Genomic DNA, 24,731 nt, shown 5'->3' with positions numbered 1-24,731 from the left:
GGCTATGCATCACTCCGGTATATCTCCAATATCCCTTTTTCTCGTCTGATTCTGTCAAGAAACCGGGGAAACTCTTCCTCACTAAGGCACAAACAGCGAATCTTTCTGTTGCTTAGGTATCTTTCGGCCTTGCGAACAAGTTCGTCGAGATAGACGCGGTCAATATTGCCGACGAGTAAAAGATCGATGATGCCGCTATCAATCCCGCGGGCGTAATCCCCAGTTACTAAGCCGACCTTAACGTCTCCGAGTCTTGTCACTATATGCTCTAACAGTTTGTCGATGCCGAGAGTTTTACGGACAATGTTATGCAAATCAAAAAACAGCGGATGGTCTTTGTTCGCCCTGTAGCACTTCGTATGTCCTTCAGAAACGCATTCAATCAGATGTGCTTTGCTGAGATGATTTAGTTCAACTCGCACCGCATTAGACGATTCGCCAAGTTCTTTTGCCAACTCTCTGAGATAGGCGGAACGGTCGGAATCAAGAAAGAACCTCAGTAGCATTTTGATGCGTGTTTTCGAGGTAATGATTGAATCAAGCATGATGTTCTCCCAATAACCATAAAAAAGAAACGCGTAAAACGAGTAATTTTTTTACTCATTTAACACATTTCGATTTTTATTGCTATTTTCCTGCATTCAAAGTAGAAAACTGCCGCGCAAATTTCGTTATGCAATTCGTAATATTACCCATTGCCTTATCGTCAAGATGGGGATGCATAGGCAAACTCACTATCCTCTTCGCGATACTTTCGGTTACCGGTAAGGTGTGCTGGGACTTACCAAATTCCGCAAAAGCAGGCTGGAGATGGAGTGGCACGGGATAGTGAACAGCAGTCGGAATCCCCGCTTGCTTTAACTCTTGCTGCATAGCGTCTCTTGCGTTTACGAGTATCGAGTATTGGGCGTAAACTGAGGTATTGAATGATTCGACAAACGGTACGACAACATTTGCGAGGCCCAGCAAATTCCCGTACTTTCCGGCAATATTCCGCCGCATCTCCGTCTCCTGTTCGAAGACGGTAAGCTTGGCGAGCAATACTGCCGCCTGAAGAGTATCAAGGCGGCTGTTCATGCCGATGCGAACGTGATGATACCGGTTGTCCTGACCATGAAGCCGGATTTGTTGCATTTTCTTCGCTAGGTTGTCATCGCTGGTGAAGCATGCGCCACCGTCGCCGTAACAACCGAGCGGCTTGGAAGGGAAGAAACTTGTGCAGGCGATGGTGGACAGGTTACACGACTTGCGCCCCTTGTAAGTGGCGCCGAAGCTTTGGGCGGCGTCTTCGATGACGGCGAGGCCATGCTTTTCTGCGATGTCGTTGATGGCATCCATGTCGGCGCATTGACCGAACAGACTTACCGGAATGATTGCCTTGGTGCGGGGCGTGATTGCCGCCTCAATGAGATTCGCGTCGATGTTGTAGGTCCGAGGGTCGATATCCACATATACGGGTATGGCGCCGATAAATACGATCATCTCGGCTGTCGCGGCGAAGGTAAAAGGGGTGGTAATCACTTCATCGCCGGTCTTGATGTCGAGCGCCATCATGGCGATCAACAAGGCGTCGGTGCCGTTGGCAACCGTAATGCAGTGTTTAGCGCCAGTGTATTCGGCCAGTTTTTTCTCGAGTTCGTAGACTTCCGGTCCCATTATGTACTGACCGTGCTCAAGCACGGCGGCGATTCTGCCGTCAAGCTCGGCTTTGATCCTCTCTTGCTGGGTTTTTAGGTCGATAAAAGGGATTTCCCGCGCGGAGTTCATTTCTTGTCCTCCTGGTTTTCCAGCAGTTCGCGGCCGGGCACGGTACGCGTTTCTTTGGCCGGTAGGCCGATAACGACTTTCCGCTCCCCAGTGTCTTTGGTGACTAGTGCTCCGGCGGCGACAAAGCTTTCTTCGCCGATTACCACCCCAGGGAGGATTATCGAGCCGCCGCCGACGCGGGCGCCGCGTTTTACGGTGGCTCCCTTTATGAATTTGAACCGTTCTTTCGTGCGGCCCATGAAGTTGTCATTGGTGAAGGTGACCATCGGGGCGATGAAGACATGGTCTTCGATGTCCATGTAGGCGGTGATGTATGCGCCCGTCTGGATTTTTGTATATTCGCCGATGGTCGTTTTGTTTTCCACCGCGACGCCGCGGCCGACGACGACGAAGTTGCCGATTTTGCAGTTTTCCCGCACCGATGCAAGATCGGCAATCAGGGCGTTTTCGCCGATAGTGGCGCCCGCGTAGATTACGGCGTTGGCGCCGATCGTAGTGTTGGCGCCGATGACGAGTGGCGGCAGGACGTCTTCGTATTTTACGGTGCTCGTTTTGCTGGGCTTCGGCTGCTTGCCGATGACGCTGCCGTCGCCGATCTGGACGTTGTCGCCGATTACCGTGCCATCCCAGATAGTGACGTTGTTGCCGATGGTGACGTTGTCGCCCACCTGAACGTCTTTCCCAATTACGGAAAAGTAGCCGACCATCACTCCCTGGCCAAGTCGGGCCTTGGGATCGATGTGATTGATCATAAGCCCACCCCTATCATGAACTTTTCCGTCAGCGGCAGCTTTACTTCCTCCCGATATTTTACTGAATGGTAGATGGCGAGGATAATTTCCAGCGCCTTGCACCCTTCCGCGCCGGGAACGGCAGGTTGGCGTCCGCCATCTACCGCGTCGATGAAGTCCTTGATGATGTCGTAATGGCCGAAGCCGTATACGTTAGGCGGTTCCTTGTCCTGGTCGGTGAGCACGGCGGCTTCGTCCACGCCTTCGAACCGCCATGCTTCGATTTTGTTGACTGCCACTCCGCCTACGCCGGCCGTGCCGGTCGTGCCGAAAATGTGCAGTGTTTCTTCCAGGTTGCGGGGATAGACGGTGGTGGAGGCTTCGATCGTGGCGAACGCGCCGTTCTTGAATCTCAGCACAGCCACCGCGGCGTCCTCGCCCTCTATTTCGCGCGCGTTGGTAGCAGTATAGGCGAATACCGATTCCACCGGTCCCATCATCCACTGCAGCAGGTCGATGTTGTGGATTGACTGGTTCATCAGGCAGCCGCCGTCCTGGGCCCAGGTACCCCGCCAGGGGGCCTGGTCGTAATAGTTCTTGTCCCGGTGCCACCTCACGGTCAACGCACCGTGGGTCAGTTTGCCGAAACGGCCTTCTTCCAATGCTTGACGCACTTTGACGATTGCTTTATTGAACCTGTTCTGGTGTACCACCCCAAGCTTCACACCGTTCTGATCCGCCGCATCGATCATCGCGTTTGCTTCATGTAGCGACATAGCCATCGGCTTTTCCACCAGTACGTGCTTGCCGGCGTTCATGGCCTCAATCGCCATTTTCGCATGCAGGCCGCTGGGGGTGCAGATGTTGACTATCTCGATCTTCGGGTCTTTGATCATCTCACGGTAGTCAATGTAGGCCGTGCTGCCGTATTGTTCCTTTACTTCCGCCAGCCTGCCCGCGTCGATGTCGCAGACCGCCGCAAGCCTGGCATATTTATGGGAAGATATCGCTTGCAGGTGGTTTTTGGCGATGCGGCCGCAGCCGATAAGTCCAAAACCATGTATTTTCATTATTTCTCCTAAATTTTGGTTATTTTGTGCTTATACTCGGCGCTCACCTTTTGACAAGCGTTCCTGGTGTCGACGATCAGCTTGGCGTATTCGGCGACATAGTCGTAATCGATGTTGGTATGATCCGTTGTGATGACGACGCAATCTGCCTGTGCTAGAATTTCAGGAGTCAGTTGGCTGCCCTGCATGCTCCAAGTATAGGGATCGTGCGTCTGCAGTTCCGGCACGTAAGGGTCATGATACTGAACCAAGGCTTGTCGCTTGAGCAACAGGTCGATGATCTTCATCGCTGGTGACTCGCGGTAGTCTTCGATGTCTTTCTTGTAGGCCACGCCCAGTATGAGAATCTTCGCGCCCGCCAGTGATTTGTGGCTGCCGCTTAGCACCCGGATGACCTTGTCGATAACGTGATATGAAGCCTGGATATTGATTTCTCCCGCCAGCTCAATAAACCGTGTATGGAAATCGAATTCTCTGGCTTTCCATGTCAGGTAGAACGGATCAATCGGTATGCAGTGGCCGCCCACGCCAGGCCCGGGATAGAAGGTCTGAATGCCGAACGGCTTGGTGCCGGCCGCCTCTACGACCTCCCATATGTCGATGCCCATCCGGTCGCACAGCAGCATCAGCTCGTTTACCAGCGCGATGTTCACCGCTCGATATGTATTCTCGAATACCTTTGTCATTTCCGCGACTTCGGTCGAAGATACAGGCACCACGTGGGAGATGGTCTGGCGGTAGAAAGTGGCGGCAACGTCGAGACATGCCGGCGTTATCCCTCCGACCACCTTAGAGGTGTTCTGGGTAGTGTAGCGCTTGTTGCCCGGGTCCACCCGTTCTGGTGAGAAGGCCAGAAAAAAGTCCTTGCCGACCTCTTTGTCGTCGGCGGCCAGCTCAGGCAGGATGACTTCCGATGTCGTGCCGGGGTAGGTGGTGCTTTCTAGAGTCACTAACTGACCGTTCCGTAGGTGCTTGGCAATGGCGTTGGTGACGTTGACGATATAGGAGATGTCCGGATCGCGGGTGATTGTAAGCGGGGTCGGTACGCATATTACGATGACGTCGACCTCTTTCAGCCTGGCGAAGTCTTCTGTCGCCACCAGTTTCTTATTAACAACCAGCGCTTTAAGTTCTTCGTCCTTCACGTCTTTGATATAGTTTTCGCCGGCGTTGACTTGGGCGACCCGTTTGGCGCTGCGGTCGAAACCTATCACCTCGAAACCGACCTTGCCTTTTTCGACCGCCAGTGGCAGTCCCACGTAGCCGAGGCCGATGACGCCAACTCTCGCTGTTCTGGTGACTATTTTTTCTTTTAGCTGGGCGGCATGATCACTGGGCTGCCGATTGGTTTCGTCCGCTTGTTTCACCGTATTCCTTCTCCCTTTGTTTATCTGTTGCGGTCTTAATGCCATGGACGCTTCTAGCCTCCCGGTAATAGGGTACGAGTTCTTCCAGGACGTTGATGATATCTTCCGCTGCCGCAAGCGTCTTGAGTTTATTTATTCCTCGGTTAAGCTTGTCCTTGCTGATCGGTCTCAGGTTGGCGACATAGATTTTTTCATGCCTGCTCGCCATCGTGCCCTCTTCGGCAGTCAGCAGTTCCTCGAACAGTTTTTCCCCCGGCCTTATGCCGGTGAAGACGATCGGGATTTCCGTCTCAGGGATGAACCCCGACAACTCGATGAGGTCTCGGGCCAGATCGACTATTCTTACAGGGTCGCCCATATCGAGGACGAATACCTCTCCGCCCTGGGCGATCGCTCCCGCCTGCAGAACTAACTGGGCTGCCTCCGGGATAGTCATGAAGTAGCGCGTCATTTCCGGGTGGGTGACAGTCACCGGGCCGCCGGCCGCTATCTGCTGACGGAACAGCGGAATGACGCTGCCTCGGCTGCCTAGCACGTTGCCGAACCTCACGGCGATAAACTTTGTTTTGCTGCTTTTACTTAAATTGTTAACAACCAGTTCGGCCAGGCGTTTACTAGCCCCCATAATGCTTGTCGGGTTGACCGCTTTGTCGGTCGAAATCATCACGAATATCGCCGTGCCGTGTCGTTCGGCGGCCTCTGCGACCGCCTTGGTGCCAAACACGTTGTTGTTGACTGCTTCTTCGGGTTGCATTTCCATCAGGGGTACATGCTTGTGGGCTGCGGCGTGAAACACTACTTCCGGTTTGTATGTATCAAATATGTTATTAATGCGGTTTGCATCCCTAATATCGGCGATTAGTGGTTTTAACGGCAAAGTTGGGTATTTCCCTCGCAGTTCGCGGTCGATCTCGTAAATGCTGTTTTCGCCTTTCCCCACAAGTATCAGACTTTGCGGTCCTATCTTGGCGATCTGGCGGCACAACTCCGACCCCACCGAGCCGCCCGCCCCCGTGACCAGCACCCTCTTGCCGGCAAGATAGTTTGCGATCTCATCCAAGTCAAGCCGCACCGGCTCGCGGCGCAATAGATCCTCTAGGTCAACATTGCGCAGTTGGTCGATCGACGCCTTACCGTCAATAAGCTCGTACAGGCCGGGAACGACTTTGATAGTGCAGTTTGTCTTTTTGCACTCTTTCATAATTTGCCGCAGCAGGCGACCGCCGATCGATGGCATCGCAATTACTATTTCCTGCACCTGGCAGTCGACCACGATCCTGGTGATGTCGTCCCGCGTCCCCAGCACCTTTGCCCCGTACAGCATCTGACTATGCTTGCCTAAATCGTCATCGATAAAGCCGATGACTTTTTTGTCGTCATATACCCGCTGCTGGATTTCACGGGCGATCATCGCCCCAGCGTCGCCCGCGCCGACGATCAGCACGTTGACGCTGCGGCTGGCCTGGCGCTGGCGGATATGATAGAGGATGCGAACTCCCAGCCGGCTGCCACCGATGAGGGCGATATTGAATAACCATGTAAGTAAATAGCTTGAACGAGGTATGCCTGAATCTGACCAGTACATCACAACAGTTAATACAACCGAGCTTGCCGTAACAGCCATGATAATCGCGACCAGTTCGTTGATGCTCGCATACCGCCACAAGCGATTATACAACCCGAATATATAAAAAGTTGCGAGTCGAACGAGGACAATGAACGGCAAAAAGCCCAGCATTGTTAGCAAATACTTTACTTCGACACTGCCCTCGAATCTAACGTATAGGGATAAGTACGGCGTTGCCATTACAATCACTGCGTCTAGCGCCATGAGAAAAAAGGCTTTGGCTATCCGGCTCACTTCTTAACCACCCATTTGTCAATTCGTCTCCGATTGTGTTGAATTCTGCACAAAAAAGAAAAAACCTTCCATCTTGCATATGTAAGAAATGGAAGGTCCTTTCAATATATTTCGGGATCAGTGTTCCTGCGACATACTGACATAAGCCAGCCCGATTATTAGCCAGAAACTGTACATAATCGTCGGGATGTTGAAAGTGTAGTCGAACATCCCGTGAATCAGATAGTCGGTCGTGCACAGGAAGGCTATCATCGCCCAGCTCTGCGTGGCAGCCTGCCGCATCTTCCTGACTGTGGTTTTAAGGATTGTGTAGAAAAGAAACAGGTAGGCAAGTCCGCCGGCGATTCCGCTCTCGGCGGCAATCTGCAGCAGGTTGTTGTGCACATGCCCGTATGTCGGGTTCTGCCTGAGCCTTACTTCCTCCTCCGGCGACAGCGGCAGCGTCGGCAGTGTCGCCGGCCCCACCCCTAACAGCCAATGATCGGTGAATACATCGATGGCGTAGCGCCACATCAGGATTCTTTCATGATTGGATTTGAACTTTGTATCGGTTATCGTGTGCAGACGGTGATTAAGACTGGGGGTATTAATGAAAGCCAGCACGATAATCAGCAGCAGCGCGCATACCATGACCGCCGCCTGCCGGTTTTTTCGCCAGTTGATTATCAGGCTTATTGTCACGAAAAGAATACAGGTAACCGCCAGCGTCACCCACACGGCCCTGGTGCCGTTGAACATCATCGCCGTCATGGCGACGGCAGCCGCTATGATGTACAGTATCCGAACCTTCTTGCCCGTGGTTTCCTCAAAGCCCTTGACAAGCAACACCGGCACTAGCAGACCGACGATGCCGGCAAAATCCATTGTCCCAAGCGTGCCTCCCACACGATGCATGCCATGCAGTCCTTGCCAGGTAGCAATCGCGGCACCGACCAACATCGACCCCGCCATCAGTACCGTCGCTTGCTCGACGACATTTTGCTCTTTGACGACCGCGATAACGATAAAAAAAGGTAGGATTTTGACGACACTTAAGCCAAGGAATTTGACGCTCGCCGCAATGTCGCCGGAAAACAGCGACGCAATGGTCAGCGCGCCGAAAAACAACAGCAGCGCTCTTTTCAGCTCCTTATCCAGTGGCACCGGGAAAGGTCGCCAGCAGAACCGGAGAACCGCCGTCACGATCAGCAGCCAGGCAACAGTATGAATGCCGCCGCGGGAGAAGCCCATCACGGCGGCGAAAGCTAGCACCAAATACTTGATGGCGGTATCCAACCGGTCGACAGCTGGCATGTTTTCTCTCCCATTACAAACAATTACTTGCTTTTCTCTATAATCTCCATGGTCGCCGCGAGGACTTTGTCGACGCTGATGCCTGTCATGCAGTGGAGGGTGTCGCAGTGGTGCTCGTAGCACGGATGGCAGTCGGCGTCCGACTTGATGACGACGCTTTTGTCGTTATAGGGGGAAAACCCCGTCACCGGCGAAGCGCCAAATATTGACACCAGCGGCACATCCATCGCTACGGCGATGTGCATCGGCCCCGAATCGTTGGTCACCAGTGCGGCGCATTTTTTAAACAGCGCCGCCAGCACCAGCAGGTTGACCCGGCCGGTGAAGACAACCAGCTTCGGATGGTCGGCGTTCCTCATCATCGCCGTCGTTTCCCGAACCAGCTCCACATCCATCGGCCCGCCGAAGTACGCCACCCCGTAGCCTCTGTCGAGCAGCCTGTCGGCCAGGTCGGCGAAGTACTCCTTGGGCCACCGCTTGGTCGGCCAGCTCGCCCCATTGTTCAGGCCTATGACCGGCGGCGCTTCTTCCTCGCCGAAAGACTCAATCCACAACCTGGCCGCCTCGGCCTCAGCGGCTTCATCCAGCCACATCTCGATGCCCCGGTCGTCGATCGCTGTGATCCCCAAGGTCTCCCTCAGCACGTCGAAATGGGCCTCCACCTGGTGCTTGATCCTTTTGCGGTTCTCCATCACTTTGTCGAACAGCAGATGGGGGCCGAAGGTCGAGTAGCCGACAATCTTGTCCGCCCCGCTGAGTCCGGCCAGGAAGGACGCCCGCTCGTTGCGGTGCAGGTTGACGACAAGGTCGAACTTTTCCCGCCTGATTTCCCGGATTAATTTTATGTAATTCCCCAGTTTGTCGTGATATCCTTTTTTGTCGATAGCGATCAATTGGTCGATATTCTTGTTATACTTCACCAGATCGGCTATTTTAGCGTCGGCCAGAAGGGCAATGCGGGCCGCCGGGAAATTGCTCCTGAGCGTCCGCAGCACCGGCGTGACAAGCAGCAGGTCGCCGATATGCATCAGGTTAATGACGAGAATCTTTTTGTACAAAAGCGTTTCACCCTACTCCCGGATAACGTTCGCTGTCTTGAGGAAGGCGGCCAGGTTGCCGGCGGCAAACTTGTACCCCCTTATCCCCGCCGCCTCTGCCGCCGCCAGATCGGAATCCTTGTCCCCGATCAGGAAGGACTTCTCCCGGTCGATGTCCCACTCGGCGAACGCCGCCAGGATTAGCCCGGGCAGCGGCTTGCGGCACTGGCAGGCTTTGACGTACTCCCTCGCTGGGCCTTCCGTGTAGTGGGGACAGTAATAGAACTTATCGATCCTGGCGCCGTGGTTGGCGAGTTCGCCGTTCATCCAGGCGTGCAGTCTGACGACGTCTTCCTCGCGGTAGTAGCCGCGGGCAACACCGCTCTGGTTGGTCACGACGAACACGAGGAAACCTTGGTCGTTGAGACGCTTGATCGTTTCGACAGCGCCGGGAATCCACTCGAACTCCTCGCTGCGGTACAGATAGCCTTTGTCGACGTTTAGCACGCCGTCGCGGTCAAAGAAAGCAGCCGGTCGCCCGGCTTTCCCCCCCTTCACCGCTTCAGGTAGCCGCCGGTAGCGAGATACCGGTAGTAATCGGCTACCGCCTCCTCCGGTTCTGTGAACGGTCTGTTGTAGCCGGCCGCTTGAAGCTGTGCCGGATCGGCCTCGGTAAAGTTCTGGTACTTTCCTTTGAGCATCTCGGGGAAATCGATGTATTCGATCTTTCCGTCGCCTATAGCCTTGATCGCGGCGTTGGCGACCGCGTTGAAGGTGTTGGCCCGGCCAGTGCCGCAGTTGAAGATGCCGCTTTTGTCCGGATTATCGTAAAAGAACAGGTTGACGTCGACAACGTCTTTGACATAGACGAAGTCCCGCCGCTGTTCGCCATCGCCATAACCCTCGATACCCTTGAACAGCCTGACTACGCCGTCCTTCTTCAGTTGATGGAAAAAGTGGTAGGCTACCGAGGCCATCTTTCCCTTATGGTTTTCCTGCGGCCCGTAGACGTTGAAGTACCGGAGGCCGACGATCTGCGCGGTCGCGTCCGGAAGGACGCGCCGGACGTAGCGGTCGAACTGGAGCTTGGAGAAGGCGTAAACGTTCAGCGCCCACTCGCATTCAGGCTCTTCGCGGAAGCCGTTTTCGCCGCCGCCGTACACCGAAGCCGATGAGGCGTAGATGAACGGGATACGACGCCGCTGGCAGAAATGCAGCAACTCTTTGCTGTAAACGTAGTTGGTGTCCATCATATACTTGCCGTTATATTCCATCGTGTCGGAGCAGGCTCCGTCGTGAAATACGGCTTCGATAGCCTCGTTGTCGTATTTACCGGCGCACAGCGCCGTCAGGAAGTCGTCCTTGTCGATATAGTCCCTAATATCGAGCGCCAGCAAGTTTTTAAACTTGTCACCCTGGCTCAGGTCGTCGACCACCAGGATGTCTTTCAACCCGCGGTCGTTGAGTCCTTTGACGAGATTGCTGCCGATGAAGCCTGCGCCGCCTGTCACTACGATCATTTTCCCGCCTCCTTCCGCTGTTGCCCGCCTTCGCGTCCGGCGGCGTCCAGCAGTTCGTCCCGTGTTACGGCATAAGTGCCGAGTTTGCCGACGACAATGCCTGCCGCCAGGTTGGCCAGATGCGCCGCGTCGATCAATTCGATCCCGGCGGCCAGGGCGGCTCCCAACACGGCCGCTACCGTGTCGCCGGCGCCCGAGACGTCGAATACTTCCCGGGCGGTGGTGGAGATATGCACGGCAGGTTGGTTGCTGAGCACGCTCAGGCCCTTTTCCGACCTGGTGACGATGACGTTCGCGATGTTGTACCGTTTTCGCACTTTGTCGGCCAGGGCTTTTACCGCCCGGTCGTCGTTAGCCGGATCGGTCCCGGCCGCCTCGCCCAGTTCCTTGAGGTTAGGTGTGATGTACGGCGCTCCGGCGTATTTTCGCCAGTTCAGCCCTTTGGGATCTACGATCAACGGTATGCCGGCGGCGGCGCACTCCCTGACAATATGCTGGCAGAGCCGCTGCGTGCACAGGCCCTTGGCGTAGTCGGACACGATCACCGCCTGAACCCGTCCGGCGCCGACCGTCTGGCTGATGAAGCTCTTCAGGCCGGTTTCCGCCTTGCCGCCGACTGGGCGGCTGTCCTCGAAGTCCAGGCGCAGCATCTGCTGATGGCCGCCCAGCACCCTGAGCTTGGTCGTGGTCGGCCGGCCATCGGTCAGCAGGCCGGTTCCGTCGATGCCGGCGTCTGCCAATAGTCCGTTCAGGCGTCCGCGGGCTTCGTCCTCTCCGGCCAGGCCAGCCAGCAGGACTTTGCAGCCCAGCCTGGAGAGATTGTTGGCCACGTTGCCCGCCCCGCCCAGGGTGGCGTGCTCGTGGGTAACGCGGGTGACTGGCACGGGGGCCTCGGGCGAGATGCGCTTTACTTCTCCGAAGTAATACCGGTCGAGCATCACGTCGCCGACGACCAAGACGGCGATATCGCCGACACCGTTATCTAAGAGGTCGAAAATCTTTCCGCTGTCGTTAAACATTAAACACCGCCGGCCTCCCCGTCGACAAGCTGACAGGCTATATGGCCGATGAGGGCGTGGGCTTCCTGTATCCTGGCGGTGACGTCGGCCGGCACCATGATGCACAGGTCGCAGATCGCCGCCATTTTACCGCCGCTGCGCCCCGTCATGCCGACGGCGACCGCCCCGGCTGCCTTCGCCGCCTGCAGTGCTTTGACGACGTTGGGGCTGTTGCCGGAGGTGGACAACCCGACGACGACGTCGCCCGCCTTGGCCAGCGCTTCCACCTGGCGCGCGAACACGGCGTCGAAGCCGTAGTCGTTGCCGACCGCTGTCAGGATGGAGGTGTCGGTCGAAAGGGCTATGGCCGGCAGGCCGCGCCTCTCCTTCTGAAAACGGCCGACGAACTCGGCCGCCAAGTGCTGACTGTCGGCAGCACTGCCACCGTTGCCCATGAAAAATATGCAGTTGCCGTTTTTGACTGCGTGGGCGAACAGCGCCCCCAGCCGTACGATTTCGTCGAGCAGTTGGCCGCGCGTCGCAGCGATCACCATGTCGTGCTCGGCGAAGACCGCCTCGGCGATATTTTTCATCGCTTGGTTATCCATTCGTCTCACCCCTATTGACGTTTCCCTGTTAGCCTACCTGGGCACAGGGCGGCACACTGGTGTTCTAGTCTCTTCCGTCCATAACGGCAATCAGCTTATTCACGAATTCGGCGGGGGAAAAGGCGGCGTTGGCTGCCGTCAGTTGCTGCTCATAGCTCCCGGCTTTCTCCGGGAAGGTGTTGACGAACACTTCCAGCGCGTCTTTGAGGGTCGGCGCCCCGGCGCTGGGGAAGGTCACGCCGATGTCATACAGGGCGAACACTTCGGGATTGATCTGCGCGCTCGCCACCACCGGCCGGTAGAAGCCGATGGCGGTGAACAGCATCCCCGCCCAGTGGTAGCGGTACCGTTCGGCAGCGTAGGGCATAACGAGCGCGTCGAGGCCGGCGATAGCTTCCTGCCACTCGCGGCCGATCAGTCCCTTGTGGAGGAAGGACACGCCGCCGGCGCCGCAGTATTTCGCGATTATCCGTTCGAAATCGGCGGCGTCATCGGGATGAACGGTTGCGCCTTGCACCATGAGCTCCACCGGGTGGCTGAAGCGGCAGGATAGGTATGTGTCGAGAAAGACGTCGAGGTTCTTCTCGCGGCGGTACTGCCCGAAGAAGCCCAGTCTGAGCGGGCCGTCCTTGTTCATTTTCGGCTGGTAGTCGAGGTCGCGGGCGGTGTAGGCCGGCGGATACATCAGGCGGACGTTCGGCCGGCTCCGGCCTAAGACGTCGTTACCGAAGGTCAGGACGGCGAGTTTGATGTTGCTGCTCGCCGCTAAGTTGTCGGCCTCGCGGAAATAGGCGTCTACTTCGCCCGGGTTGAGGCCGTGCTGGATGAAGATGATCGGCACCGGGGGCGCCTTGAGGGCGCTGAATTTTAGTGCTCTCAAGTAGCGGTATGTGGAGGTGGGTACTATCGCGGCGTCGAATTCGCCTCTGGCCGCGGCCTGGTAGAGGCCCCGGTAACATCGCTGCCTGTTTATCTCGCGCTTGAGGGAATTCAATGCTTTGCGCCATCCCTTGACGCCTGCGTATGAGGAAGTGTTGCCCGGCAGATATCGGACCGGCACCTTGTAGTCGAATCGGAAGACAAAATCCTGCGGGACATAGAAGCTTACTTCGTGCCCCAACGCGACGAGTTCTTCGACAATCAGGCGGTCGAAATCGACTTCATGGCCGCCGGGGGTCATGATGGACTCGAAAATTGCGATTCTCATTGATTTTTCTCCTCCGCCTGGAGGTAATACAGTTTTACATACTTGGCCATCGTGTAGAAGAAGTGAAAGGCCGACAAAATGAAGCCAAGCCGGCCATCCCGCCAGCCGGACTGGAAAATGTAGAACTTGAGGAAGGCCCACCACGGCCGGAACATAATGTGGATCATGGTGCCGCGCCTGCCCTGTTCGTGCATTTTCCGGGCCATGAGGGTGGTGTAGCTGTTGAACTTGACGAAGTAGCGGTCCCAGTCGGTATAGGTATGGTGAAGCATGACGCCGCGCATTTTGCGCTTGGGAACGGTGACGGTGGCCTGCTCGTGTACCACCCCGTCCCAAGAGATGGCGGAGCGGGGATAAAAACGCAGTGAGTAGTCAGGCCTGAAGCCGCCGTGCATGATGCGCTGGCCGAAAGCATAGTTGTGGCGCAGTATCTCATACGCCGCTAGCTCGCCGCTGTCGGCCGCGCTCCGCATCTCGGCCGCCAGGGCGGAGGTTATCCGCTCGTCGGCGTCAAGGAACATCACCCAGTCGGCATCCGTCTGGGTGAGGGCGAAGTTGCGTTGCGGACCGAAGCCGTCGAATTTCCGGGTGACGACTTTCGCGCCCAGTTGGCGGGCCAGCTCGACCGTCCGGTCGCCGCTGCCGCTGTCGACAACGACTACTTCGTCGGCGAAGGCGGCGCTTTCGATGCAGGGAACGATGTTTACTTCTTCATTATAAGTAAGAATAAGTATAGCCAGTTTCGGCATCGAGACCCTCCCAACATTGCCGGCATCCCCTTGATCGTCACGGCCGGCGGTAATTTCCAATAACATCGTTGTCGTGTGACAATACGCAGTTGCATTCAGTGTTAATCCGACTGTCGCCGGTAATTAACACACCCTACCTACACATTCCCAACCCGGGTACCCACTACTAGGAAACATCCCGGTCTTTGAGCATCGCCACCGCAGTGGCGATTACTTCGGCGGGACCGAGTTTACCCATGCAGTCATGGTGGTCGCATTCCCGTTGGTAGCAGGGCCAGCAAGGCGGCTGCGTGCATAACACCTTGCTGTTAACGCCCTTTGGTCCCCATACCCTGAAGTCTGAGCGGCCAAATAGCCCCAGTATCGGTGTGCCCACCGCGCCGGCGATGTGTAAAGGCCCGGTATCGACGCTAATCAACAGATCGACTGCTTGTAGTAAGGCTGCGAGTTCGCTGATACTCAAGGTACCAGCTAGCACAGTGGCGGCGCCTCCGCTTAGGGCATTGAGCTTTTCGAGCGACTCTTTTTCAGCCTGTCCGCCAATGAGATAGCAGTCGCCATCCTGAGAAAAATACTTAATGAGCTCGGCATAACCTTGGTCCGTCCAACTATTTAGCGGATGACGGCCATAGGGGCAGACTGCTACGGCGGGGCGGGCGGAAGTCAGTTTGACCTTACTTCTCATCGCTACGACCGCTTCCTGATTAACCCGGAAGGTCAGGGACGTATCCTCCGTTATGATACCGAGTGGTTCTAGCAACGCGAGATAGTTTTCCGTTTCGTGCCTCACTGCGGCCCGGCTGGAACTAGCGACGTGCGTGAGGAAGGGCGCAGCATGCTGGGCGTCGTAACCCAGTCTGTATTTGGCACCGGTAGCCCAGGCCATGAGGGAACTACGGAGAGCGAAATTCATTGCCACCGCCAGATCGTATTTCTCAGCTCGCAGTTGTTTAATCAGTTCCCATAATCGCAAAAGATTGCGGTGCCGGCCACGCTTGTCATAGACAATGACCCGCCTAATGTAGGGATTGCCATTGGCAACCGGGGCAGTGGATGGTATGACGAGCATGTCAATTTCTCCCCCCGGATAAGCCGCTTTGAGTGCCCTCACCGCAGGAGTAGAGAGGATGACGTCGCCAAGATAAGCCAGATTAATCACAAGAATTTTTTTAATCGCCGCCGGATCAAGCATTATTCTACCCCAGTATTGTATTTAATGCGTCGTGGACCGCTTCGACGGTTATGCCCGCCAGGCAGTCGAGCCCTTTGGGGCAGGCCCGCCGCCAGCAGCCGGCGCAACTGTGCGCCGTCACGAGGGCTTTGTGGCCGCTGCCGTACGGTCCGTTGCGGATGGTGTCGGTGGGTCCGTGCAGGGCGACCACCGGCGTCGCCAAGGCCGCGGCCAGGTGCATCGGCCCTGTGTCGCCGCCGACAAACGCCCGGGCGTGCTTGATTATATGGGTAAGTTGTTTGAGTGAGGTTTTGCCGGTCAGGTCGACCGGGGGCGTGGCGGCCGCCGCGGCGATTTCCGCCGCCAGGGCAGCGTCGCCGGGACCGCCGCTGACGACGGAGACGAGGCCGCCTTGCCGCAGCTTGTCCGCGAGCGCGGCGAAGCAGGCTGTGGGCCAGCGTTTGTTGGGCCAGTTGGCACCGGGAGAAAGGAGGACATAGGGACTGTCGAGGTCGAGGCCGGCTTCCTTGGCCGCTTTCGCCGCCGCCTGCCTTTCCCCGTCGGTGATATGTATCGGGAATACCACTTGCTTGACTTCACAACCGAGCGCCCTCACCACGTCGAGGTACCGCTCGACGACATGACCGTCCTGATGGGGGCCGCAGATCCGCCGACTGAGCTTGTCGCTCAGTTCGCGGGTGTTGCAGTATACGTAGCGCTCGGGTGCGCCGCTCATGTAGGCGATGGCGCCGCTCTTGAACAGCGCCTGCAGGTCGAGGGCCAGGTCGAAACGCCGCGATCTGAGCAGCCTGACAAAACCAGGAGCGTACGTAAAGATGCCGGATACTTTTTTCAGCTTCGGCTTATCGAAAACGATTATTTCGTCGATGCATGGGTTGTTGGCGAGCAGGTCGTAGGCGGGCTTCTCCACCACCCAGGTGATGCGGGCGGCGGGAAAGCACTGTTTCAATGCATAAGCCACCGGCAGGGCGTGGACCACGTCGCCGATGGCGCTGAGCTTGACGATGAGAATATTCGTATAGGTACGGTCAGCTCTTGGGACCACGGGAAGCAGTCTCCTTTATTTTGTCGATGATATTGCTGGACGAGCGGCCCGGAACCTCGGGAATGAGCACCGTGCGCCCGCCGTACGCCGCCACGATCTTGGCCTCGGGAAGGTCCTCCACACGGTAGTCGCCTCCCTTGACGTATATATCGGGTTTGATTTCGGACACCAGTCCCTCGGCCGTCCGGTCGCCGAATACCACGACATGGTCGACCGCCGCCAGAGCGGCCAGTACTTCGGCCCGGTCGTCCTGGGAATTTATCGGCCGGTCGGCTCCTTTAAAGCTTTTCACGGATTGGTCGCTGTTGAGGCCGACGATCAGCCGGTCGCCTAATTGCCTGGCAGCCGCCAGGTAGCGCACATGGCCGGCGTGGAGGATATCGAAGCAGCCGTTGGTGAAAACGAGCGTATGCCCGGCGGTTTTTAGGCCGGCGGCGATGGTTTTCGCTTCGTCCCTAGCGATTATTTTCATTGTACACTCCTACCGCCTCGCGTAATTCCGCCGTTGTTGTCGTCGCCGTGCCCGGCTTCTTGACGACGATGCCGGCCGCGAAGTTTGCCAGCCTGGCCGCCTCGACGTACGAGGCGCCTGCTGCCAACGCCAGCGCGGCGGTGACGACGGCTGTATCGCCCGCGCCGGTGACGTCGAAGACTTCGCTTACGTTGGAGACCGGGATATGGGTGACTCTGCCGCCGGCCTCGAACAGGCTCATGCCGTCGGGACCGCGGGTAAGAAGAAGCGCTTCGGCCTGCATCGCGGCCAGCATCCGTTCGCCCGCTTCCACGAGCGCGCTTTCGGCGTCAAGGTTCTTGTACCCGAGCGCGGCCGCAACCTCGGCCTCGTTTTGTTTGACGACCGTCGCCCCGGCAAAGGCGAGGATGTTGTAGCGCGAATCTACGATGCAGGGGATGTCCCGGCGGCGACAGGCCGCGATGACCATGTCGCGCACCGCCGGCGACAGTGTTATGCTGCCGTAGTCGCTGATGACTACGGCGGCCATGGTTTCTATATGGGCGCCGATATACTCCAGGAGGCGCGCTTCGACGGCGGGGCTGAGGCTGTCCTTGGCTTCGCGGTCGATGCGCACGATCTGCTGCCTGACAGTCGCCAGGCCGCCCGCCATCACCCGCGTTTTGGTTATCGTGGGCCGGGCGGGGTCGATGATGAGGCCGGCGGTGTGAACTTTCTTGCCGGCCAGGATTGCGGCGAGTTCGCGGCCAGCCGCGTCTTCGCCGACGACGCCGACGGCAAAGGCGTCGCCGCCGAGGGTGGCGGCGTTATGGACGGCGTTAGCGGCCCCGCCGGGGACCACATTTTCGCCGCCGTGTTCAAGCACCAGCACCGGCGCCTCCCGCGAGATGCGGGAGATTATTCCTTCGAGGTAAACGTCGGCCACCATGTCGCCGATGACCATGATCCTATGGCCGGACAGATTGTCGATTAACCTCGCGAGTCCAGAATCCACAGGCTGCTCTCCTTAGGGGCTAGAATTTTTTCGTGGCGAACCTTACCTGCAACTGGCTGCGTTTGAAGCGGTAGGTTATGTCAGCCTGCCAGCAATGCAGGTTGTGAGACCAGGTCAGGTCTGCATCATGGAGCCGGCTGTAACCGATATCGTACGCCCAGACGAACGATAACTTATTCAGACGGTCTACCTGGTAGCTAAAGCCGAAGTCGCCTTCACGCGCCATTTCCGGACGGTTGTAGGAGAAGAGGTCGGAGATGTTGCGCCGGTAGTGGTAAGCTAGGAATGTGCTCAATTCGGGGGACCATTCGCTCGTGAGCGTGGCGTCGTAGACATAGGAATTGTTTGACGAATTGTTATAGCTCTGCTTGGTGTTGGAAAAACCGGTGCCCAGCACCAGGCTAGTCGACGATCCGAATTTGATCGGGAAACCGGTAAAATAGACGCCGTAGCTTTTCTGCCAGCTGGACTTCGTAAAGTCGTTCCAGCGCCCGTAACTGCCCCATACGGAGTAATTTATCGGCAGTGAAAACAACTGCCTGGTGTCGAACGAGAGGCTGAACTCCGGTTCCCGCTTGACCCAGTTGTCATTGCCGTCGACGCTGTAGCCGTAAACAACCCCCAGGGTGAAACCTTTCTCCCGGTCTGTCAAGCCATAGAGAGGCCTGAAGCCACGCCGCGAGTAGTAGGCGAGGTCGGTATAAGCGGAGAACTTATCGTCGAAGGGGTATTCAAGGTGCTGCCTGATGTAGGCGCCATCGTTGCTGGAATGCCCTATCTCGGGAAACTCGCTGGCAGCGTCCTTGCGCAGCGACTTCTGGTATTTGGGCATCGAGTAGATGACGGTATTCTTTATCCAGAATTTAGCGTTATAGGCGATCATCTTGTCGTTCGGCCAGATTTCCACCCTGGTCGCACTGACGTGGTAGTCGGGAACTTTGGCGGGACAGCCGGTTATCGTACCGTCGTGGATGATATATTCGCCGGGGAGCAGCTCAATTTTCTGCCCGACGACAATATCCTTGCCGATTTTACCCGAGGCCGTCGCGATCGACCCGTTTTTGTTGCCGTAGTTATAGTTTATCTGCGAGCCGTCGAGAGTAACCCCCGGTTCGCTGTAATTGGCCTTGTCGTCGATCCAGATCTGGTTCTGTTTGGCGTTGCCGCGGATTAGGTCGCCCTTTAGGCTCGTCTTATCCTGGGTTATGACCACGGTCCCCTTGGCGAACATGGTGCCGTTCAGGTCGCTGAAGTATATCTCGTCCGCCTCTATGACGATCGGGGCTTGAGACTTCGGCTTTGCTTCCTTGTCCTTATCGGCGGCCGCCGCCGTGAGCGGAAACGCTATCAGCGATGCAAGGAGCACTCCGCCTAGCATTTTTTTCATTATTGGCATGTTTTTCTCCTATATTCCAAATGTTGTATATATTATCTCCAATCTTAAAGATTATTCTACAAATGTCCTCTATCTCCTGCCCATCGGGGTCAGGCAATACTATGCAGAAACGGGAAAAGGCCGCGACTGCGGCCCTTTCCGTCCCTATTCCTTATTTCGTCTTTATGCCGTACACTTCGGAGTCGGCCTTGGTCTGGATGTAGAGCATCGTTCCGGCCGGGATGGTTATGTCCTGCCCCTGCACGAAGGCGCCGCCCACGATGCCGATGGGCCCCAGGACGACGAGGCCGGCGACCGTCGCGCCCGCTGCTTTGGCCATCGACTTTGTCTCTTCCTTGGCTTTCTCGCCGAGGATTGTTTCAATGGTGGTGCCATCGATCGATACGATATTGTCGAAGGATATCTCCAGCTTGGCGTCGCGGCCAAAATTTCGCGCCGGCTCTACCTTGGTCACCTTGCCGGTGCCGGAAGCGCCCTTGCCGATCACCATCACACCGCCGACGTAGACGTCTTCCGCCACCTGGAAGGATACCGCGTCACCTGTGCGGTTGCTCTTTGAATCAAGCGGCGTTGTTATTTTAATCTTCACCAGGCTGTCCTTGACGATGCTGGCGCTTTCGACCTCAACCTGTCCGGCGGGAAACGCCAGCTGAACCAGCTTTGTCAGCCTGCCGTCGAACGAGCCCTGGGCTACACTGCCGAACATGACCCGTTCCAGATTCTCAAGCCGGACTTTGACCGGCTGGGAGCCGATATCGTGGGACAGCATCCATTCCACGGCGTTTAGCTTGATGGTAAATGACGGCATACCCGCCGAGTTCTCCTTCAAATATCCGTAGACGCGGTCCACCTTGGTGATCAGGGGGTCGTTAGTCTCCCGGCCATACATATCTCTCTCGATCTTGGCGGCCCGCTCGACCAGCGATCCCGTCTGCTCCGTCCCGTAGAGGAGCTTCTCCACCGCCGCCGCCTTGTCGAGGACCGTCATCTCGGCGTTGCTTTGGGCGGCGGCAAGGCCGGAAAAGGCCAGGATCGCGATAAGGGTGCAGATCAATATCTTGCGCATCAGTCTTCCTCCTCACTCGTATTGCCACAATATTTCGTGGCGGAAAAAGAAATATCCTGCCGCACCGCGACAGGATACGGATTTTTTAGATGCGGACGTCGATCATCGCCGACACGCCGACCCCCTGCACCCGCGAAAAATTTACCGGGTTCTTGCTGTCAATGGGGATAAGGGCCTTTACGCGAAGCTGGCTGTTGAAATCCGCCTCAACCTGGAGGGCGGCCTTGGTTTTGTCGACAAGGTCCTGCGGCCCTGTTATCTGCGCGGCCCCGACGTAGCCGCCGCTGCCGAGGGTGATGATGGGCACGACCTTGGTGGCGTAGTCGCTGCCGGCGTTATGCTTGGCGGTGAGAGAGTTGATGAAGTTATTGAGCGGTCCGGCGAACCGGTCAACCAGGATGGCGACGCCGCCGACTTTGAGGATGTCGCCGAAGTTGAAGGCCTGGGTGGCGGGAACGGCGGCGACGGACGCAAGGCAGAATACCAACAGGCCGATGATAATACGTTTTTTCATTTTTGTCACACACCTTCCTGATTTTGTTATATATTTATTCGCCGTCCGCTGGGACGTTCCTGCCGAGAAGGTAAAATAATGTCGAGAAATCTCTGGGGAGACAAAAAAAATAGACCGTGCCTTGCGGCACGGTCTATCGGGGTTCTTAGAACATGAAGTTGAACTGGATGCGGGTACGGTTGGAACCGTTGCCAGCATAGTAGTCATTGCCGGTCGCAGCATTCTTCATGTTGAACTGGTAGATAGCTTCCATGGTGACGTTTTTGGCCATGGTGTAGGCGTACTGAACATCCCAGGACTTGACGTTGGTTACGACGGTGTAGAAACCGGTGAAAGCGCTGTCGTTGGAGCCGGCTTCCATCTTGGTGTACTCAACATGGGCCTGCCAGCTGCCGGGAACAGCCGGTTTCATCTGGCCGTATTGCAGACGGTAAACGTTGCCAACGGGAGATTTGCCTGCGATGGTCTTGACAGTCTCGGCGCTATTTTTCCAGTAGTCGGCTACGAAGGTCCAGTCTTTGTTCAGATTCCAGGTGGCGCCAACGCCCCAAACTTTCATAAGTTTCTTGGCGGCGTCGCCCTGATCCTGGTTCTTCATGTACCAAGCGCTCATCTTAACTTTGTCGTCGAATTTGTACCCCAGTTGGGTGTACATAATGTTGTTGTAGGGGTTATAGGCCGGGTTGCTACCGAAGTCGGAATTGGCGTATGCGAAGGTCGCGCCGGGGTCAGCGTAGCCGAGTTGGACAGCGGCTTTGCCTTCCTTCCAGCTGAACTCGACGCCGTCAAAGCCGCCGGTGGTGCCAGCGTAGCCGAGGGTCTCGCCGATGTTCAGGCTGTAACGGCCAGCTTTCGCGGAGATGTTCGGCAGGAAGCTCTTGACGGTAACGTTGGCGTCAGTGAGAACGTTGGTAGCAGTGGTGGTCAGAGTAGAAGTTTGCGTCGTATAGTCGGGAATGGTGTAAGTCTGACCGTAGGTACCCATGGCGTTGTGGTTGAGAACGACCCAGCGAGCGTAGAAGCTGGTGGTGTCGTTGATGTCAGCCTGAGCGTTCAGGCGGAAACGCTGAGCGAAGGCCGGGTTGGCGGTGCCTTTGTCCTGATGGATGTAACGCAGGCGAACGTCGCCGCTGAGTTTGATGTTGGAGGCGTTTTTCTCGAGTTTCGCAACGCGGACGCCGAGGTTGTTCAGTTCGGCGGCGAACTCGACAGCCAGTTTGTCGATGAGGGCCTTGGTTTCAGCATCGGCCTTCTCGGACTTAGCCATAGCCTTGGCAACTACCTGAGCCATTTCGTAGCGGGTCATGGTGCGGTCGCCGCGGAAGGTGCCGTCGCCATAGCCGTCAACTACGCCGGCTTTCGCCAATTTAGCAACTGCGCCGTAAGCCCAGTGCTTGGCAGGAACATCAACGAAGGGGTTGGCCGGAGCGGCCATCGCGGTGCCGGCGATGCCGAGCACAAAAACGAGCGCGAGAAGAGTAACGAGAGTTTTCTTCATGTGTTTTCCTCCTTAGGTTTTTTTGTGTTTTGATGAGCCCTAAGGAAGGGAAACGTTGAGTATCCTTGTTGCCTCAATATTCCCTTGTCAGAGAGCTCATATCCTACGCCTACTTCAAAAACCGCTCCCGGGAACCTAAGGTGCACCTCCTTTCTTCCCCGTCGGCTCTCTTCGGCGAGAGGACCATATGGATGATTGGCCCATAGTTTGTGCCAATCGTTGGCTAGCTATGCATGATATTCTATATCAAGCACGATATTCCTGCCTGGTTTACGGAAATTGAGAAAATTATTTGGCCGAATTGTCAAAAATCACTTGCGGAAGTACCTTTCGGCGATGATGACGGCGACATAATCGTCCACCGGCACCGGCGGCACTCTTAAGGTGACCGGCACCAGCCTGGCCAGGCCCCGCGGCGGATTGTCCCGCCAGTAGCGGGCGCGCGCCTCGTCGGTGGAGCGGTGCTCGTCGACCAGCCTGACCGTCAGTTCGCGGCCGCCGGGGCGAAGCGCGGTGAGCGCGGCCATGGCGGCCTTGCTGCCGGTGCGGTCGCCGAGGATGACGGTGGCGATTCCGTGCCTCGCGGCCAGTTCGGCGACGACCGCGGTCATCCGGTCCGCCGGGACGACGCTTTTATCCATCACGCCGGCCCGCCGGCCTACTACTGCTACGCCGCACTTGTCGCGGCCGGGGTCGACGGCGATGACGGCATCGGTCATGGTACAACCTCCTATGCTTGTATTTTATTTCTCCTCCAGTAAGTTTATTCCTGCCGAACACCGTCTTTGAAAATAATAGAAAAAGAAACCGCAGGGGTTAACCCCTGCGGTTTCAGACTAGTCAGGACCGATTCAGTTAGAATTTGACGTTGACGGTGGCGCGGACGTTCTTGCCGGCGTCCTTGATGTCCTGGTAGAGTAGGTTGAGATTGGTGTTCTTGGCCAGGTCGGCGTTGTACTCGTACTCCATGCCTTTGGCCTTGCCGGTTGCTTCAGCGACGCTGCGGAAGTCGCCCAGGATGCCGCCGGACGATTTGAGGTTAAGGGCCGAATCGAAGGGCACGGCGCCTCTTTCAACATCCTTGTAGGCAACGCTCAGGCCGGTTTTGCCGAGGGAGGCTTTTACCTGGTAGGCTTTGGCGTTGTCGGTTTCGTTCTTGGCGTACTCGCCGGCTACCTTGAAGCCGGGGAAGAGGTTGAAGCTGGTGCCTGCGGCGTAGAAGTCCTTCTTGTCCTGGTTCAGGTAAGCGAGGCTGATGGGAGCGGTGGCGAACTTGAAGTTGTACTGGGCGCCGTAGGTGTTGACCATCGAGGTGCCGTTGGTTTCCTTGCCGCCGACGGCCATGAAGTTGCCTTCGCTGACGCTCACGCCGTTGATGATGGCGACCGAGCCGGCGCCGGCCAGCATGCCCTGGCCGAGGCTGTAGTCCTGACGGCCGATCTTGGTGCTCAGGCCGAGGATTTTGGTGGTGGCGTAAGCGTTGTCGATCGAAGCGTCGGCGTTCTGGGCGCCAATGGAGGCCGAGCCGCTGGTGATGCGGGCGTAGAGGCTGGTGGTGTCGTTGACCTTGGCGGTGGCGCCGAGGCGGACACGGTATTCGGTCGAGTCTTTGTCGGTGGAGTTGTCGACGTTGTCGGCGTTGTAGTAACGTACACGGGCGTCACCGGAGAATTTGACCATGTTGTCGATCTGGTTCTGCATGCCTTCGACTTTTACGCCGAGGTTGTTGAGCTCAACGGCGTATTCCTTGGCCAGCTTGTCGACGATGGCTTTTTGGTCGGAGTTGAGGTCTTTGTTCATCGCCTTGGCCACGATCTGAGCCATTTCGTAACGGGTGATGGTCTTGTCGCCGCGGAAGGTGCCGTCGCCGTAGCCGTCAACAACGCCGGCCTGGGCGAGCTTGTTCACTGCGGCATATGCCCAGTGTTTGGCGGGAACGTCGGAGAAAGGATTGGCGAATGCGGGAGCGGCGAAAGCCACGGTGAGAGCGGTAGCGATAGCCACTTTGAGAAGTCTCTTCTGCACTTTGAAATCCTCCTTGTGGTGATGATTTTGCGCGGGTGGCGTTCCACCGGCCGGCTCGGCGCATTTGGCAAGGAGGATCGTCATGAGTGACCGTGTTTCCTCATAACTCTTCCCCGCCGCGTCCGCGTGAGCGAGCCGCTGCCGCTTTCGGCAGCCTTTAGTTTACATAATTCGATGTTTCTTTTCGTTATCCTGCCTGCGTCATCGGTGTAATTGTTGGTATTACTGGATTTCCAGGCACTGACTACTCAGTCACATCTGGCCAAAAAAATTATATTGTTAACATAATTAATTCGGCTGTTGTAAGAATTCGCGATTAAT

24 protein-coding genes are annotated in these 24,731 nt (G+C 56.8%); all 24 read right to left on the bottom strand.

Annotated elements, in window-relative coordinates; genetic code table 11:
• Positions 1-2: 2 nt before the first annotated feature.
• Positions 3-545 carry a winged helix-turn-helix domain-containing protein gene (locus Q4T40_21600; protein ID MDT8903834.1) on the bottom strand — a complete coding sequence of 181 codons (543 nt, stop codon included), beginning with the start codon at positions 543-545 and terminating at the stop codon, positions 3-5.
• Positions 546-627: 82 nt separating this feature from the next.
• Entirely contained in the window at positions 628-1,767 is a 1,140-nt protein-coding gene (locus tag Q4T40_21595; GenBank protein MDT8903833.1) for a DegT/DnrJ/EryC1/StrS family aminotransferase, read from the bottom strand.
• Positions 1,764-2,519: a DapH/DapD/GlmU-related protein gene (locus Q4T40_21590; protein ID MDT8903832.1), complete on the bottom strand. Its 756-nt coding sequence runs from the start codon at positions 2,517-2,519 to the stop codon at positions 1,764-1,766. Before Q4T40_21590 ends, Q4T40_21595 begins: the two co-directional genes overlap by 4 nt.
• On the bottom strand, positions 2,516-3,568 hold the full coding sequence (locus Q4T40_21585) for a Gfo/Idh/MocA family oxidoreductase (protein ID MDT8903831.1): 1,053 nt from the start codon (positions 3,566-3,568) through the stop codon (positions 2,516-2,518). The genes Q4T40_21590 and Q4T40_21585 overlap by 4 nt, the downstream gene beginning before the upstream one ends.
• A gap of 8 nt (positions 3,569-3,576) precedes the next feature.
• A complete protein-coding gene (locus Q4T40_21580; protein MDT8903830.1) occupies positions 3,577-4,935 on the bottom strand; it encodes a nucleotide sugar dehydrogenase in 1,359 nt (452 codons plus the stop codon).
• On the bottom strand, positions 4,898-6,742 hold the full coding sequence (locus Q4T40_21575) for a nucleoside-diphosphate sugar epimerase/dehydratase (GenBank protein ID MDT8903829.1): 1,845 nt from the start codon (positions 6,740-6,742) through the stop codon (positions 4,898-4,900). The genes Q4T40_21580 and Q4T40_21575 overlap by 38 nt, the downstream gene beginning before the upstream one ends.
• 171 nt (positions 6,743-6,913) lie before the next feature.
• On the bottom strand, positions 6,914-8,089 hold the full coding sequence (locus Q4T40_21570; GenBank protein ID MDT8903828.1) for an O-antigen ligase family protein: 1,176 nt from the start codon (positions 8,087-8,089) through the stop codon (positions 6,914-6,916).
• A gap of 23 nt (positions 8,090-8,112) precedes the next feature.
• Complete coding sequence (gene waaF / locus Q4T40_21565; protein MDT8903827.1) at positions 8,113-9,147, bottom strand: lipopolysaccharide heptosyltransferase II; 1,035 nt, start codon at positions 9,145-9,147, stop codon at positions 8,113-8,115.
• 12 nt (positions 9,148-9,159) lie between these two features.
• A complete protein-coding gene (locus Q4T40_21560; protein ID MDT8903826.1) occupies positions 9,160-9,684 on the bottom strand; it encodes an HAD family hydrolase in 525 nt (174 codons plus the stop codon).
• Entirely contained in the window at positions 9,681-10,646 is a 966-nt protein-coding gene (gene rfaD, locus Q4T40_21555; protein ID MDT8903825.1) for an ADP-glyceromanno-heptose 6-epimerase, read from the bottom strand. Before rfaD ends, Q4T40_21560 begins: the two co-directional genes overlap by 4 nt.
• The gene (gene rfaE1, locus Q4T40_21550; protein ID MDT8903824.1) at positions 10,643-11,665 is read right to left on the bottom strand and encodes a D-glycero-beta-D-manno-heptose-7-phosphate kinase; all 1,023 of its coding nucleotides are present in this window, start codon (positions 11,663-11,665) and stop codon (positions 10,643-10,645) included. The genes rfaD and rfaE1 overlap by 4 nt, the downstream gene beginning before the upstream one ends.
• A complete protein-coding gene (locus Q4T40_21545) occupies positions 11,665-12,252 on the bottom strand; it encodes a D-sedoheptulose 7-phosphate isomerase (GenBank protein MDT8903823.1) in 588 nt (195 codons plus the stop codon). Before Q4T40_21545 ends, rfaE1 begins: the two co-directional genes overlap by 1 nt.
• 64 nt (positions 12,253-12,316) lie before the next feature.
• On the bottom strand, positions 12,317-13,459 hold the full coding sequence (locus Q4T40_21540; protein MDT8903822.1) for a glycosyltransferase family 1 protein: 1,143 nt from the start codon (positions 13,457-13,459) through the stop codon (positions 12,317-12,319).
• Positions 13,456-14,208 (bottom strand): glycosyltransferase family 2 protein, encoded by a 753-nt coding sequence (locus tag Q4T40_21535; GenBank protein MDT8903821.1) that lies wholly within the window; start codon positions 14,206-14,208, stop codon positions 13,456-13,458. Before Q4T40_21535 ends, Q4T40_21540 begins: the two co-directional genes overlap by 4 nt.
• 166 nt (positions 14,209-14,374) lie before the next feature.
• Complete coding sequence (gene waaF / locus Q4T40_21530; protein ID MDT8903820.1) at positions 14,375-15,400, bottom strand: lipopolysaccharide heptosyltransferase II; 1,026 nt, start codon at positions 15,398-15,400, stop codon at positions 14,375-14,377.
• A gap of 4 nt (positions 15,401-15,404) precedes the next feature.
• Complete coding sequence (locus Q4T40_21525; GenBank protein ID MDT8903819.1) at positions 15,405-16,445, bottom strand: glycosyltransferase family 9 protein; 1,041 nt, start codon at positions 16,443-16,445, stop codon at positions 15,405-15,407.
• Entirely contained in the window at positions 16,429-16,917 is a 489-nt protein-coding gene (gene rfaE2, locus Q4T40_21520; protein MDT8903818.1) for a D-glycero-beta-D-manno-heptose 1-phosphate adenylyltransferase, read from the bottom strand. Before rfaE2 ends, Q4T40_21525 begins: the two co-directional genes overlap by 17 nt.
• Entirely contained in the window at positions 16,901-17,860 is a 960-nt protein-coding gene (locus tag Q4T40_21515) for a PfkB family carbohydrate kinase (protein ID MDT8903817.1), read from the bottom strand. The genes rfaE2 and Q4T40_21515 overlap by 17 nt, the downstream gene beginning before the upstream one ends.
• A 70-nt stretch (positions 17,861-17,930) precedes the next feature.
• Positions 17,931-19,298, bottom strand: coding sequence for an LPS-assembly protein LptD (locus tag Q4T40_21510; GenBank protein ID MDT8903816.1), 1,368 nt, complete (start codon positions 19,296-19,298; stop codon positions 17,931-17,933).
• 160 nt (positions 19,299-19,458) lie between these two features.
• The gene (locus tag Q4T40_21505) at positions 19,459-20,373 is read right to left on the bottom strand and encodes a hypothetical protein (GenBank protein ID MDT8903815.1); all 915 of its coding nucleotides are present in this window, start codon (positions 20,371-20,373) and stop codon (positions 19,459-19,461) included.
• An 85-nt stretch (positions 20,374-20,458) separates the two neighbouring features.
• Entirely contained in the window at positions 20,459-20,887 is a 429-nt protein-coding gene (locus Q4T40_21500) for a hypothetical protein (GenBank protein ID MDT8903814.1), read from the bottom strand.
• Positions 20,888-21,032: 145 nt separating this feature from the next.
• Positions 21,033-22,385 (bottom strand): S-layer homology domain-containing protein, encoded by a 1,353-nt coding sequence (locus Q4T40_21495; GenBank protein ID MDT8903813.1) that lies wholly within the window; start codon positions 22,383-22,385, stop codon positions 21,033-21,035.
• Positions 22,386-22,696: 311 nt separating this feature from the next.
• Positions 22,697-23,104, bottom strand: a complete 408-nt coding sequence (locus Q4T40_21490) for a pre-16S rRNA-processing nuclease YqgF (GenBank protein MDT8903812.1) — start codon at positions 23,102-23,104, stop codon at positions 22,697-22,699.
• Positions 23,105-23,240: 136 nt separating this feature from the next.
• Positions 23,241-24,410 carry an S-layer homology domain-containing protein gene (locus tag Q4T40_21485; protein ID MDT8903811.1) on the bottom strand — a complete coding sequence of 390 codons (1,170 nt, stop codon included), beginning with the start codon at positions 24,408-24,410 and terminating at the stop codon, positions 23,241-23,243.
• Positions 24,411-24,731: the final 321 nt, after the last annotated feature.

The sequence above is a fragment of the Selenomonadales bacterium 4137-cl genome (assembly GCA_032334055.1).
Classification (GTDB): Bacteria; Bacillota; Negativicutes; order Sporomusales; family UBA7701; genus Anaeroselena; species Anaeroselena agilis.
The sequence above is the reverse complement of the archived record's forward strand: the minus strand, read 5'-3'. Positions and strand labels throughout refer to the sequence as shown.

Bases quoted from the DNA above. Each gene is read 5' to 3' on its own strand.
- Q4T40_21600 (MDT8903834.1), bottom strand. From the start codon at position 545: ATGCTTGATTCAATCATTACCTCGAAAACACGCATCAAAATGCTACTG.
- Q4T40_21595 (MDT8903833.1), bottom strand. From the start codon at position 1,767: ATGAACTCCGCGCGGGAAATCCCTTTTATCGACCTAAAAACCCAGCAA.
- Q4T40_21590 (MDT8903832.1), bottom strand. From the start codon at position 2,519: ATGATCAATCACATCGATCCCAAGGCCCGACTTGGCCAGGGAGTGATG.
- Q4T40_21585 (MDT8903831.1), bottom strand. From the start codon at position 3,568: ATGAAAATACATGGTTTTGGACTTATCGGCTGCGGCCGCATCGCCAAA.
- Q4T40_21575 (MDT8903829.1), bottom strand. From the start codon at position 6,742: ATGGCAACGCCGTACTTATCCCTATACGTTAGATTCGAGGGCAGTGTC.
- Q4T40_21570 (MDT8903828.1), bottom strand. From the start codon at position 8,089: ATGCCAGCTGTCGACCGGTTGGATACCGCCATCAAGTATTTGGTGCTA.
- rfaD (MDT8903825.1), bottom strand. From the start codon at position 10,646: ATGATCGTAGTGACAGGCGGCGCAGGCTTCATCGGCAGCAATCTCGTC.
- rfaE1 (MDT8903824.1), bottom strand. From the start codon at position 11,665: ATGTTTAACGACAGCGGAAAGATTTTCGACCTCTTAGATAACGGTGTC.
- Q4T40_21545 (MDT8903823.1), bottom strand. From the start codon at position 12,252: ATGGATAACCAAGCGATGAAAAATATCGCCGAGGCGGTCTTCGCCGAG.
- Q4T40_21540 (MDT8903822.1), bottom strand. From the start codon at position 13,459: ATGAGAATCGCAATTTTCGAGTCCATCATGACCCCCGGCGGCCATGAA.
- Q4T40_21535 (MDT8903821.1), bottom strand. From the start codon at position 14,208: ATGCCGAAACTGGCTATACTTATTCTTACTTATAATGAAGAAGTAAAC.
- waaF (MDT8903820.1), bottom strand. From the start codon at position 15,400: ATGCTTGATCCGGCGGCGATTAAAAAAATTCTTGTGATTAATCTGGCT.
- rfaE2 (MDT8903818.1), bottom strand. From the start codon at position 16,917: ATGAAAATAATCGCTAGGGACGAAGCGAAAACCATCGCCGCCGGCCTA.
- Q4T40_21515 (MDT8903817.1), bottom strand. From the start codon at position 17,860: ATGGTCATCGGCGACATGGTGGCCGACGTTTACCTCGAAGGAATAATC.
- Q4T40_21510 (MDT8903816.1), bottom strand. From the start codon at position 19,298: ATGAAAAAAATGCTAGGCGGAGTGCTCCTTGCATCGCTGATAGCGTTT.
- Q4T40_21505 (MDT8903815.1), bottom strand. From the start codon at position 20,373: ATGCGCAAGATATTGATCTGCACCCTTATCGCGATCCTGGCCTTTTCC.
- Q4T40_21500 (MDT8903814.1), bottom strand. From the start codon at position 20,887: ATGAAAAAACGTATTATCATCGGCCTGTTGGTATTCTGCCTTGCGTCC.
- Q4T40_21495 (MDT8903813.1), bottom strand. From the start codon at position 22,385: ATGAAGAAAACTCTCGTTACTCTTCTCGCGCTCGTTTTTGTGCTCGGC.
- Q4T40_21490 (MDT8903812.1), bottom strand. From the start codon at position 23,104: ATGACCGATGCCGTCATCGCCGTCGACCCCGGCCGCGACAAGTGCGGC.